Genomic DNA, 12,083 nt, shown 5'->3' on the forward strand with positions numbered 1-12,083 from the left:
CTTTTGTTTTTTTCTTTAAAAAACAAAAGATTAAGCGGACAGCCCGGCCCGCCGCGGCGGGAAACGCCATAATTATTATATTAATTAATATGAAACTGGTTATTAGTTAATTGTGGATTTATGAATTAGATTTTTTTAGTATCAACGTCATTAATAAACTGGATTACGCCATTCATAAAGACTTTTTGATCGTCCCACATAGCTAAATGACTTCCGTTTGGACAAAATAAATAACGTCCTTTTTTGACTAATTTACTTTGTTCTTCCATTGCTTTCGGATCCATGGTATCGTATTTCGCACCAATCATAAGCGTAGGAATTGTAATTTCATGCAATCGGTTTTTGATATCCCATTTGGCTAATCTTCCGCTGATACCAAATTCGCTCGGGCCTTGCATTAAGGTATAAATTTCTCCATTTACATGTTTACTGGCACGATTTAATCCGTCTGGCCATTCTTTTAATCGGCATAGATGTTCTTTGTAAAAGTTTGGCAACAGTAATTCCATATATCTTGGGTTTCCGAAATCTTTTTTACTTTCTAAAGCTCTTATTTCCGCAAGAACTTCTGGTTTCATTTGTTTTGCTAAAACTTCATCAGCATATTTTCCGTACTCAGGAGCGCTGGCCATCATATTAGAGACTAATAATCCTTTCATGTTTTGTTGGTATTTCAGCACATATTCCATTGCCAGAATACCTCCCCAAGAGTTTCCAAGAACATAAAAATTTTCTTTATCGGCATTGATTGCTTTTCGTACCTGCTCGACTTCGTCAACAAATCTGTCAATTGTCCATAAACTACTGTCTTTTGGCTGGTCGCTGTAATAAGATCCGAGCTGATCGTATTCGTAAAACTCGAAACCTTCTCGTTGAAAAAATGTTTCAAAGCATTCCATATATTCATGGGTCATTGCCGGACCTCCGTGTAATAATAAGATTTTTATTTTTGGATTATTACCAAAACGTTTTGTCCAGACTTTAAATTCTCCTATTGGTGTTTTTATAGGAATCATTTTTACGCCTGCAGATTCTGGATTGTCTTGGCTGTAAGTGAAATAATTGGAGAGATTTGTACTATTTTCTTTTTTGCAAGATGTCATAAGTAATATAGCTGTAAAAGCAAGAATGTAACGCATTTGGTTATAATTTAATGGTTTTGACTAAGTTACAAATTAATGATTACGGATTTTAAAAACTTTAAAAGTTTCTTAAATAGATTTGATCGTGATTTTTCTTGCAGTAAATTAGTAATACAATACTTAAATAAATGGATTATGAAAAATGGAATATTTATAGCCGTAACATTGTTTTTATTGACAATTTCGACCAGTGCACAGAAAAAAATTGAAGTTACAGAACTGCCAAAACCTGCGCAGGAATTTTTGAAAAAGCATTTTAGCCACACTACAGTTGTAAGTGCTAAAAAAGATGCAGAACATGGTGAGAAGGGTTTTGAGGTTAAATTAAAAGACGGAACAGAAGTCGAATTCTGGAAAGACGGATCTTATAGAGAAGTGGATGGAGGAGACAAACCAATTCCGACCGCTTTTATCCCGGATAATATTAAAGCGTATGTTGCTAAAAATCATCCAAACGAAAAAATAACGCACATAGATTATGGACACAAAGATTTGGATGTTGATTTAACAAACAATATTGATTTGGAATTTACAAAAGAAGGTAAAATTCTAAAGGATAAAAAAGACAAATAAAAAACTATTGCTAAAAAGTTCCTGAATAATCTGCCATTTGAATAGCAGGTTATTCAGGATTTTTTTTGTTTACTCAATTTTAAGAAAAAGCATCTTGATAGAAAATAGTTTATATTTACAGCTCTATTTTTGTTTGAAAAGAGCCGCCCGGTAAAGTATAAATAAGAAAAATATAATTGTCATCTATGGATACGATTACACTTCCCGATGAAATGAATTTGGGAGAAGTACAATTAGTACATGTTGTGGATTATAGAAGTTCTCATGATGTTTCTAAACAGCAGATTATTCTAAATCAAAATATAATTAGTTTTCTTATTGAAGGAACAAAAGAAGCTATTTTTGATAATGCAGTATTGTCTGTAGATTCTTCCAGGTTTTTAATAATGAGGTCTGGTAATTGTTTAATGACTGAAAAAAAGATTTCTGAAGACTCTAATTACAGAAGCGTACTGCTGTTTTTCTCTAATGAAATGGTTTATAATTTCATCAGAAAAATGGAATTTAGTGATTTTGATGCTATAGATTCAAAATCTGTTTATGCTTTTGAATATGATGAATTTATACAACGGTTTGTTTTTAGCTTAGTTGATATTTCTAAACTTTCAGGAGATATTAAAATTAAATTATTAGAAATTAAGTTTGAAGAAATCATGCTTTATTTAACCGGAAAGTATGGAACTGAATTTCTATATTCATTAACTGTAAACAGTGATAATACCACTCAGAAATTTATTCAGGTAATCGAAAACAGCCACTTGAGTAAGTTAACCTTGAAAGAATTGGCCTTTTTATGTAATATGAGCATTTCGACATTCAAAAGAGAATTTGAAAAGCATTATGCTGAATCTCCTATAAAATGGTTTCAAAATAAAAGACTGGAATTTGCACATTATTTACTGCAGCATGAGCAAAAGAATCCATCGGAAATTTATTTTGAAGCAGGTTATGAAAACTTATCCAGTTTTACACAGGCTTATAAACTAAAGTATGGTGTTACGCCTAAACAAAATCAGAAAAACTGGACTTTTAGCAATAGTTTTTGATCCTTTCTCTAAAGTTTTTTTGACATAGCTGAACCTAAATTTGCTTAAAATTTTAAAACGAAATAAAATGAAAAAGCTAAATTTAATTTTGGTGTTGTCTTTAATTTTCACAACAACAATTTTTGCCCAAAAAACATTTACCTTAACGAGTAAAGATTTAGGAGGAGAAACGACTAAAATTCAGGAATTCAACGGATTTGGATGTTCTGGTGAGAATCAATCTCCGGAATTGTCATGGAAAAATGCTCCCGAAGGAACCAAAAGTTTTGCCATCACGATGTATGATCCCGATGCTCCAACAGGAAGCGGTTTCTGGCATTGGGTAGTCGTTGATATTCCGGCAAACGTAAATGAACTGGTAACTAATGCTGGTACAAAAAGCAACTTAATTCCAAAAGGAGCTATTCAAAGTATTACAGATTATGGAATTAAAGGGTTTGGAGGACCTTGTCCGCCGGTTGGTCATGGATTTCACCAATACATCATTACGGTTTATGCATTAAAAAAGGATAAATTAGGAACAAACGAAAATACGAATCCAGCTGTAGTTGGTTTTAATCTTTGGAACCAAACCTTAGCAAAAGCAAGTATTGTAGCTTATTACAAACGATAAAAAACAAATAAAGAATATCGAAATTTTAGGTTTTCAATTCTTGAATGTAACCCCGAAAAAGCAGGATAGTTTTTATAATTATCCTGCTTTTATTTGTTATAGAGATATGTTTTAGGAATTGTTATTTTATGTAGAATATGTGTTTTTTTAAAATAAAAAAGAATTTGATTTTCGGAATGTAATAAATTACTAGAGGAAAAAATATTTATAACTAACAATTTAAATATAAAAAGTATTTTTTTATTAATGAGTTTTAATTATTTTAGCATACCAGAACAGAACGGAACAGTATGCTAAACGAAGAACAAGAAAAATTTGTATTTACTATAAATCACGATAGTGATATTCCGAAATACCAGCAATTGGTAAATGGAATAAATAATGCAATTGCGGAGAATATTTTACAAAAAGGAGATTTGCTTCCTTCGGTAAATAGTATTTGTAAAACGAATCAGTTATCGAGAGATACGGTTTTTAAAGCCTATACGATTTTAAAGGATCAAAAAACGATCGATTCTGTCCCTAATAAAGGCTATTACGTTTCGGGTGAGACGAGAAAAGTGCTTTTGGTTTTAGACACTTTTAAGGCGTATAAAGAGGTTTTGTACCATTCGTTTGTCAATAATCTGCCGGATAATGTGATTACAGATGTGCAGTTTCATCATTATAATATAGATGTTTTTAAAACGATCATCAACAACGGAATAGGAAAGTATTACAAATATGTGGTAATGAATTTTGATCATGAAGATATTGCTCCGGCTTTGTCTGCAATCTCAAAAGATAAACTGCTTTTGATTGACTGGAATATTCAGGCAGATGAAAGTTATAATTATGTTTTTCAGGATTTTGGTAAAGCCTTTTATGAGTCTTTGACAAAAGCGGTCGATTTGTTTAAAAAGTACAAAAAGATACAATTTGTGTATCCGGATTTTACAAATCACCCAAAGGAAACAGTTGATTTTTTTAAGAAATTCTGTGCTGATTTCCGTTTTGAACATGAAATTATTACTGATGCTAAAAAGTTCAATATTGAGAAAGAAATGGCTTATATCAGCGTAAGTGACAGGGTTTTAGGGTACTTTCTAGAGCAGTGTAAAGAGAAAGATCTAGAACCCGGAAAAGACGTCGGTTTTTTGTCGTATAACGAAACGCCAATGAAGAAATTTATTTATAAAGGAATTTCGGTTGTATCAACTGATTTTAAAGAATTAGGAACCAAAGCAGCGGCATTTATTACACACGACGAAGAAACGAAGTGTTATGTGCCGACAAAATTAATAATAAGAGAATCATTATAAGTATGTATTATATCGGATATGATATTGGAAGTTCGTCTGTTAAGACAGCTGTGGTAGAAGCAGAAACGGGCAAAAAAATAATTGTTTTGCATGAACCGCAAAACGAAATGGAAATTTTATCTCTTCACCCGGACTGGGCAGAGCAGGATCCTGAAATTTGGTGGCAGCACATTTGTACAGCGACTAAAAGAGCAATTAAAGAAGCTAATATCGATGCATCTAAAATTCAGGGAATTGGTATTTCGTACCAAATGCACGGATTAGTGATTGTGGATGCAGCTGGAAATGCCCTTCGAAATTCGATTATTTGGTGTGACAGCCGTGCGATTGAAATTGGAAATAAGGCTTTCGCCGAAATAGGACCTGAAAAATGTTCAGAGCATTTGTTGAATTCCCCAGGAAATTTTACGGCTTCGAAACTAAAATGGGTCAAAGAAAATGAGCCTGACATTTATAATAAAATTGATAAATACATGCTTCCTGGAGATTACATCGCATTGAAATTGACAGGCGAAGTAACGACTACTAAAAATGGTTTATCTGAAGGAATGCTTTGGGATTATAAAGAAAATAAAGTGGCCCACTGGCTTTTGGATTATTACGCAATTGACCAATCACTGACGCCAAAAATTGTAGAGAATTTTACAAATCAGGGTGTTGTTACTCAACAAGCTTCAAAGGAATCTGGGCTTCCGGCAGGAATTCCAATTGTTTACAGAGCAGGAGATCAGCCTAATAATGCCTTGGCTTTAAATGTTTTGAATCCGGGAGAAGTGGCGGCTACGGGCGGTACTTCGGGGGTATTTTATGCAATAAGCGAAATATCTTCTGGAAAAAGCACACGAGTAAACAATTTTGTTCACGTAAACTACGAGTTAGAAACGCCTAGAATAGGGAAACTTTTAAATATTAATGGAGCAGGAATTCAATACAGATGGCTTCGAAATAATATGGGCAGCGAAACGTATGAATCGATGAACGAGAAAGCTTCAAAAATCGCAATTGGATCAGAGGGCGTTGTCGTGATTCCGTTTGGGAATGGTGCTGAGCGTATGTTCAACAATAAAAACATAGGAACACATTTTTTAAATCTCAACTTAAATATTCATAATAGTGCGCATTTATTTAGAGCTTCTTTAGAAGGAATTGCGTTTTCGTTTGTGTATGGAATGGAATGTTTGAAAGATGATAATGTAGCAATTAATGTCATTAGAGCCGGGAATGACAATTTATTCCGCTCAGAAATTTTCTCCAATACGGTGGCAACTTTAATTGGCCACGAAATTGAAATTTACAATACAACCGGAGCAGTCGGAGCAGCAAGAGCAGTGGGTTTAAAAGATAGTGATTACAACAAATTTGGTTCGAGCATTACGATCAACGATCATGTAATGACGTTTTTTCCATTGAAAAATGCCGAACCTTATAAAACGGCTTACCAAAAATGGAAACAAGAATTAGAAATAATATTAACAACTAAATAAAAGCATTACATGATAGTTTTAGGAGATAAAGAATACTACAAAGGTATTGGTCAAATTAAATTTGAAGGAAAAGAATCTGATAATCCATTGGCATTTAAATATTACAATCCGGATCAGGTTGTAGCAGGAAAAACCATGCGTGAACATTTTAAATTTGCAATCGCATACTGGCATACCTTCTGCGGACAAGGAAGCGATCCATTCGGGCCAGGAACACAGCAATTTGCCTGGGATCAGTCTTCTGACCCGTATCAGGCAGCAAAGGATAAGGCGGATGCGGCTTTTGAATTTATCAGTAAAATGGGATTTGATTATTTCTGTTTTCATGATTATGATTTAATTGCTGAAGGCGCCACTTTCGCAGAATCAGAAAAACGTTTGACATTTATTACAGAATACCTAAAACAGAAAAAAGCAGCATCTGAAATTAAATTGCTTTGGGGGACTTCAAACTGTTTTTCAAACCCAAGATTCATGAACGGAGCGGCTACAAATCCTGATTTTAACGTTGTGGCAAGAGCCGGAGGACAGGTAAAATTAGCACTTGATGCAACGATTGCTTTAGGTGGAGAAAACTATGTATTCTGGGGAGGCAGAGAAGGTTATATGTCGCTGCTAAACACAGATATGGGAAGAGAATTAGATCACATGGCGCAATTCCTTGCAATGTCTAGAGATTATGCAAGAGCGCAAGGTTTTAAAGGAACTTTCTTTATCGAACCAAAACCAATGGAGCCCTCTAAGCACCAATACGATTTTGACACGGCAACTGCAATTGGATTTTTAAAAGAATATGGTTTAGATAAAGATTTTAAAATTAATATCGAAGTAAACCACGCTACATTAGCACAGCACACTTTTCAGCATGAATTAGAAGTGGCAGCAAAAGCGGGAATGTTAGGAAGTATAGATGCTAACAGAGGAGATTACCAAAATGGGTGGGATACAGACCAGTTTCCAAATAACATTCAGGAAACGACCGAAGCGATGTTGGTTTTCTTAAAAGCTGGCGGATTGCAGGGCGGAGGCGTTAATTTTGATGCAAAAATTAGAAGAAATTCTACAGATCTGGAAGATGTTTTCTTAGCTCACATTGGCGGGGCTGATACTTTTGCAAGAGCTTTATTGACCGCAGACAAAATCATCACTTCTTCTCCTTACGAAAAATTAAGAACAGAAAGATACAGCTCTTTTGATTCTGGAAAAGGAAAAGATTTTGCTGATGGAAAATTAAACCTTAAAGATTTATACGATATCGCAAATCAAAACGGAGAATTAACACTTCAAAGCGGTAAACAGGAATTGTTTGAAAATATCATTAATCAATATATTTAATTGGTTATTTAGAGCTTTGTCAAAGTTTCAAATTTTGACAAAGCTTTTACATTGAAGGTCTACTTCAAATTATCCATAAGTGTTTCTAAAAAAACAATCATCGCTTTTTTCTCATACACATCTTTCAAAGAAATAAGCATTGCGGTTCGCGTCATTTTTTCTCCTTTTATAGGGATTGCAAACAATTCCTTTTCGTTTTCGATTGTGGTTTTCGTTAAGATCGTATGCCATTTTCCGGTTTTAATTAATTCCAGTAAAGTGGGAATATCGTTTATTTCGATCGTTACTTTTGGATTTAAATTGTTCTTTTCAAAAGCTTTATTGATAAACTGCGTGGTGCTGAAACCACTTGAAGGAAGTGCAAGCGGTAATGAACTTACCTCAGCAAGAGAAATACTTTTTTTGTGAATAAATGGGGTTTCAGAAGAAGTAACCAAAGCCATTGGAGAAGTAAATAATTCCCGGTATTTAAAATGCGCTTCAGAAGCAATTTCTTCAAAAGTCAAAATGACGTCAAGTTCAAAATGATTTAGTTTTTGAACTAATTCCTGCGAAGTTCCAAATACAATTTCGAATTGAATTTTAGGAAATTCAGAACTAAAAACAATCAATGCTTTTGTCACCACATGACGCAAAGCATACGTTACGCCAATGGCAATTTTTCCGGTTTCGAGCGTATTCAAATCCTTTAATACTTCAAGTCCGTCAGCCGCTTTACTAATAGATTGCTGCGCATAAACCGAAAATAGTTTTCCGGCTTCTGTAAGTGTAATTCTTTTTCCAATTCGGTTAAAAAGAGGTACTTGCAACTCATCTTCCAATTGCTTAATTTGTTGTGATAAAGTGCTTTGACTGATAAAAAGTGCCGAAGCGGCTTCGGTAAAATTCAATAATTCCTTAGCTTTAAGAAAATATTTGAGCTGTCTGAGTTCCATTTCTAAATCGGTTTTAGCGATTGATTTTATCGAAAAATAAGGTTTTACAAATATAGAAATTCTTAAGAACTTTGCTGTACTGCAAATTAGAGCAAGAAACAAAATGAAAATTATAGCTTTACAAGAAGGAAATTATATCGCCGATTCTAAAAAAGAATTCAAACTTATAACAGAAAATACAACAGATTTAGGACTAAAAATGGCAATTCAGCCTTTTGTGGTTGTTACAGAAAATGATGTTATATTATTAGATTTTGGTTTGGGATTTGTAAATGACGGAATTCCTTTTATTCATCAAATGCTGAAAAAGAATAATATTGAACCGGAGCAGATTACAAAAGTTTTGGTTTCGCATCTTCATAAAGATCATATCGAAGGAATTGGTTATTTTGATGCCGATACTTTTGTTCCTAATTTCCCTAATGCAACTATTTACATTCAAAAAAGGGAAATAGATTTTGCTTTAGAACAAATCAATAACCCGTCGTATGTTTTTGAAATATTGAATCAGTTAGAAAAGCTTCCAAATGTTGAGTTATTGAATACTGACTGCGGACAAATTACAGATGAGATTTTCTATGAAGTTTCGGCTGGACATACCAAATTTCATCAGGTATTTTGGATTAAAGCCAATGACGAAATTGTTTTTTATGGTGCCGATGATTTACCTCAAAAAGTTTATTTATCTATGCATGTGGCCTACAAAACAGATTTTGACGGAAAACGTGCCATGGAATCGCGTAAAAAATGGGAGCAGCAGGCAAAAGAACAAAATTGGAAAGTGCTTTTGTATCACGATATGAAAATGCCGGTTTTAGAGTTTTAGTTGAAGAGAGGGGAGAGAATAGAAACAAGAGGTAAGATAGCAGATAGAATTTAGAGAATAGTGTAAGATGAAAGATTTAGAAGTAATTCCGGCTTTAATTATTTACGGATCACTGGCGCCGGGCGAGTCGAATCATTCGGTTATGGATCCTATAAAAGGAGAATGGCGGAAAGCGATTATAAGAGGTAAACTGCAAGAAGGAGGCTGGGGATCTTCTTTGGGGTATAATGGTTTTATTCTTGTAAATACGGAAGAAGCCTCAACTATTAATTGTTATGTTCTTTTCTCTAAAGATTTACTCTTGCACTGGGATTACCTCGATGAATTTGAAGGCGATGGTTATAAACGCATTCAAACTGAATACGAACTCGAAAACGGACAAAAGGGAAGTGCCTATATTTATGCTTTAAATCAATAAAATTAAATATTCAATTTTTGCAACAAACCCGACAGGTTTTAAAAACCTGTCGAGTTTACGATTGTAAATATTATAAAACGTCATCACATTTTACTAAAAACATTCCAAAACCGTTGTTGGTCGAAATAACAACACTTAGAATAGTAATTTACATTAATATTGTGTTGTTCCTATTTTAATAATACGTTATGAATTGCCGTACGATGAAAAATGTTTTTCTTTTCTTGTGTTCTCTCTGCGTTACAATTGCTGTAAACAGCCAAAATACTGTAAAAGCGCCGGAACCTTTTGGTCCGCTGCCTACGCAAAAACAAATTAACTGGCAGGAAATGGAATTTTATGCTTTTGTGCATTTTTCGTTAAATACTTTTACCAATAAAGAATGGGGTTACGGCGACGAATCTCCGGCCTTATTTAATCCAACAAATTTAGATGTTCGTCAATGGGCGCGTATTGTGAAAGCAGCCGGAATGAAAGGGATTATTTTGGTTGCCAAACATCATGACGGATTCTGTTTATGGCCGTCGGCGTATACAGAACGTTCTGTAAAAAATTCTCCGTGGAAAAACGGAAAAGGTGATTTGGTTAAAGAATTGGCAGAAGCCTGTAAAGAATACGATTTAAAATTAGGCTTGTACCTTTCGCCTTGGGACAGAAACCGTGCCGATTATGGCAAACCGGAATATGTTACCTATTTCAGAAATCAGCTAAAAGAATTATTGACTAATTATGGCGATGTTTTCGAAATGTGGTTTGACGGCGCAAACGGCGGTGACGGCTATTACGGCGGAGCCAATGAAACCCGAAAAATCAATACGCTTGAATATTACAATTGGGATGAAACGTATAAATTAATTTACAAAACTGCGCCTAAAACTTTGGTTTGGGGAGTTGGTCCTTCAGAAGCCAGATGGATTGGAAATGAAGAAGGACGCGCCGGAAAAACAAATTGGTCTCTTTTGCGCCAAAAAGACGAACTGGCCGGAAAGGTACATTATTCCGAATTTACGTCGGGACATGAAGACGGCGAAAAATGGGTTCCGGGCGAAGCCGATGTTTCAATCAGACCGGGATGGTTTTATCATTCGGTTGAAGACGATAAAGTACGTTCGCTGGATGAAATGGTCGATATTTATTACGAATCAATTGGTCGAAATGCAACTTTATTGCTGAATCTTCCGGTTGATAAAAGAGGTTTGGTTCACGAAAATGATGAAGCAAGATTAAAAGAATTGGTTTCGACTATAAAAGCCGATTTTAAAACCGAATTATTATCCAAAACAAAAATTACGGCTGATAATGTTAGAGGCAGCAGCGAATCATTTGCAGGAAAAAATACGGCCGACCGAAATAAAAATACCTATTGGGCAACCGATGATAATATAAAAACCGCTTCTATAACTTTTGAATTTGACAAACCAACAGCTGTAAACCGCATTTTACTTCAGGAATATATTGCGCTTGGACAACGTGTAAAAGCATTTAATGTTGAAGTTAAAGTAGATGGAAACTGGAAAACCGCTGCAAACGAAACCACCATTGGCTACAAAAGAATTTTAAGAATCGACCGCGTTACAGCATCGGCATTAAGAATCAATATTACTGATTCTAAAGCCAGTATCGTGATTTCGAATATTGAGGCATACAACGCACCGACTTTTGTGCGAATGCCGGAAATTAACCGTGATAAAAACGGCGATATAACGATTAAATCTGAAGATGGAAATCCAGTTTATTATTCGCTTGACGGAAAAAATCCAACGAAAAAAAGTACTTTATATAAAGGAGTGTTTCAAAATAAAAAAGCGGTTACGATAAAAGCATTAGCTATTGATGCAGCTGAAAATATAAGCAGCGCTGTAAAAATAGTAAAATACGGTGCATCAAAAGAAAACTGGAAAATTGTAACGGTTTCCAGCGGTGATATAAATACTGCAAACCGAATTATCGATGGAAATTTAGATACAGACTGGAGTTTTGGAAATGAAAATAACAAACTCCCACAACAAGTTACCATAGATTTAGGAAGTCTTTTAACCTTAAATGGTTTTACTTATGTGCCTCAGCAAGTGGGCAATAATCTTAATTTAATATCAAATTATGAGTTCTACACCAGTACAGATAATGTTAACTGGATCTTACAATCTGAAGGCGAATTTTCGAATATAAAACACAACCCAATCGAGCAGGTTAAGACTTTCAAAAAAGTAAAAGCAAAATATATTCGTTTCGTTGCGAAGTCGGCAGTAGCGAAGGGATCGACGGTTTCTATTGCAGAAATAAATGTTATTGAAACCTTATAATTACTTTTTAATTTGTAATCGTTTTGTTTAAAGTTTCCAATTTTGTTTTTTAGCGAAGCTTACAGGTTATTAGTCGAATTTTTGATTATTTACATTGTGTAATATTT

Annotated in this window: 11 protein-coding genes; 9 read left to right on the forward strand and 2 right to left on the reverse strand. The window is 34.4% G+C overall.

From position 1 onward, the window contains the following. Nucleotides 1-125: 125 nt before the first annotated feature. Nucleotides 126-1,139: a proline-specific peptidase family protein gene (locus AC1RRQ_RS00005; RefSeq protein ID WP_493020175.1), complete on the reverse strand. Its 1,014-nt coding sequence runs from the start codon at nucleotides 1,137-1,139 to the stop codon at nucleotides 126-128. A gap of 138 nt (nucleotides 1,140-1,277) precedes the next feature. On the opposite strand from AC1RRQ_RS00005, the gene AC1RRQ_RS00010 reads away from it, so the two are divergent. The 6 genes from AC1RRQ_RS00010 to xylA all read left to right on the forward strand — a co-directional run bounded on the left by AC1RRQ_RS00010 (nucleotide 1,278) and on the right by xylA (nucleotide 7,494). Then, a complete protein-coding gene (locus AC1RRQ_RS00010) occupies nucleotides 1,278-1,715 on the forward strand; it encodes a PepSY-like domain-containing protein (protein WP_493020177.1) in 438 nt (145 codons plus the stop codon). 185 nt (nucleotides 1,716-1,900) lie between these two features. Continuing rightward, a complete protein-coding gene (locus AC1RRQ_RS00015) occupies nucleotides 1,901-2,761 on the forward strand; it encodes a helix-turn-helix domain-containing protein (RefSeq protein WP_493020179.1) in 861 nt (286 codons plus the stop codon). A gap of 67 nt (nucleotides 2,762-2,828) precedes the next feature. Beyond that, nucleotides 2,829-3,374, forward strand: coding sequence for a YbhB/YbcL family Raf kinase inhibitor-like protein (locus tag AC1RRQ_RS00020; RefSeq protein WP_493020181.1), 546 nt, complete (start codon nucleotides 2,829-2,831; stop codon nucleotides 3,372-3,374). Nucleotides 3,375-3,664: 290 nt separating this feature from the next. Then, nucleotides 3,665-4,675, forward strand: coding sequence for a GntR family transcriptional regulator (locus tag AC1RRQ_RS00025; RefSeq protein WP_493020183.1), 1,011 nt, complete (start codon nucleotides 3,665-3,667; stop codon nucleotides 4,673-4,675). Between the two features lie 2 nt (nucleotides 4,676-4,677). Continuing rightward, nucleotides 4,678-6,159 carry a xylulokinase gene (locus AC1RRQ_RS00030; protein ID WP_493020185.1) on the forward strand — a complete coding sequence of 494 codons (1,482 nt, stop codon included), beginning with the start codon at nucleotides 4,678-4,680 and terminating at the stop codon, nucleotides 6,157-6,159. Nucleotides 6,160-6,168: 9 nt separating this feature from the next. Further along, on the forward strand, nucleotides 6,169-7,494 hold the full coding sequence (xylA, locus tag AC1RRQ_RS00035; protein WP_493020187.1) for a xylose isomerase: 1,326 nt from the start codon (nucleotides 6,169-6,171) through the stop codon (nucleotides 7,492-7,494). Between the two features lie 59 nt (nucleotides 7,495-7,553). Here the strand turns inward: xylA and AC1RRQ_RS00040 are convergent, their stop codons facing one another. Beyond that, nucleotides 7,554-8,429 (reverse strand): LysR substrate-binding domain-containing protein, encoded by an 876-nt coding sequence (locus tag AC1RRQ_RS00040; RefSeq protein ID WP_493020189.1) that lies wholly within the window; start codon nucleotides 8,427-8,429, stop codon nucleotides 7,554-7,556. Nucleotides 8,430-8,532: 103 nt separating this feature from the next. Here AC1RRQ_RS00040 and AC1RRQ_RS00045 point away from each other — a divergent pair, with 103 nt between their 5' ends. The 3 genes from AC1RRQ_RS00045 (at nucleotide 8,533) to AC1RRQ_RS00055 (ending at nucleotide 11,976) form a co-directional block, all read left to right on the forward strand. Then, nucleotides 8,533-9,255: an MBL fold metallo-hydrolase gene (locus tag AC1RRQ_RS00045; protein ID WP_493020191.1), complete on the forward strand. Its 723-nt coding sequence runs from the start codon at nucleotides 8,533-8,535 to the stop codon at nucleotides 9,253-9,255. A gap of 67 nt (nucleotides 9,256-9,322) precedes the next feature. Beyond that, nucleotides 9,323-9,673 carry a gamma-glutamylcyclotransferase family protein gene (locus AC1RRQ_RS00050; RefSeq protein ID WP_493020193.1) on the forward strand — a complete coding sequence of 117 codons (351 nt, stop codon included), beginning with the start codon at nucleotides 9,323-9,325 and terminating at the stop codon, nucleotides 9,671-9,673. Between the two features lie 203 nt (nucleotides 9,674-9,876). Next, complete coding sequence (locus AC1RRQ_RS00055) at nucleotides 9,877-11,976, forward strand: alpha-L-fucosidase (protein WP_493020195.1); 2,100 nt, start codon at nucleotides 9,877-9,879, stop codon at nucleotides 11,974-11,976. Nucleotides 11,977-12,083: the final 107 nt, after the last annotated feature.

Source organism: Flavobacterium sp. GW821-FHT12A05, from assembly GCF_058807735.1.

Excerpts from the sequence above, each read along its gene's own strand:
- AC1RRQ_RS00005 (WP_493020175.1), bottom strand. The coding sequence starts at position 1,139 with ATGCGTTACATTCTTGCTTTTACAGCTATATTACTTATGACATCTTGC.
- AC1RRQ_RS00010 (WP_493020177.1), top strand. The coding sequence starts at position 1,278 with ATGAAAAATGGAATATTTATAGCCGTAACATTGTTTTTATTGACAATT.
- AC1RRQ_RS00015 (WP_493020179.1), top strand. The coding sequence starts at position 1,901 with ATGGATACGATTACACTTCCCGATGAAATGAATTTGGGAGAAGTACAA.
- AC1RRQ_RS00020 (WP_493020181.1), top strand. The coding sequence starts at position 2,829 with ATGAAAAAGCTAAATTTAATTTTGGTGTTGTCTTTAATTTTCACAACA.
- AC1RRQ_RS00025 (WP_493020183.1), top strand. The coding sequence starts at position 3,665 with ATGCTAAACGAAGAACAAGAAAAATTTGTATTTACTATAAATCACGAT.
- AC1RRQ_RS00030 (WP_493020185.1), top strand. The coding sequence starts at position 4,678 with ATGTATTATATCGGATATGATATTGGAAGTTCGTCTGTTAAGACAGCT.
- xylA (WP_493020187.1), top strand. The coding sequence starts at position 6,169 with ATGATAGTTTTAGGAGATAAAGAATACTACAAAGGTATTGGTCAAATT.
- AC1RRQ_RS00040 (WP_493020189.1), bottom strand. The coding sequence starts at position 8,429 with ATGGAACTCAGACAGCTCAAATATTTTCTTAAAGCTAAGGAATTATTG.
- AC1RRQ_RS00045 (WP_493020191.1), top strand. The coding sequence starts at position 8,533 with ATGAAAATTATAGCTTTACAAGAAGGAAATTATATCGCCGATTCTAAA.
- AC1RRQ_RS00050 (WP_493020193.1), top strand. The coding sequence starts at position 9,323 with ATGAAAGATTTAGAAGTAATTCCGGCTTTAATTATTTACGGATCACTG.
- AC1RRQ_RS00055 (WP_493020195.1), top strand. The coding sequence starts at position 9,877 with ATGAAAAATGTTTTTCTTTTCTTGTGTTCTCTCTGCGTTACAATTGCT.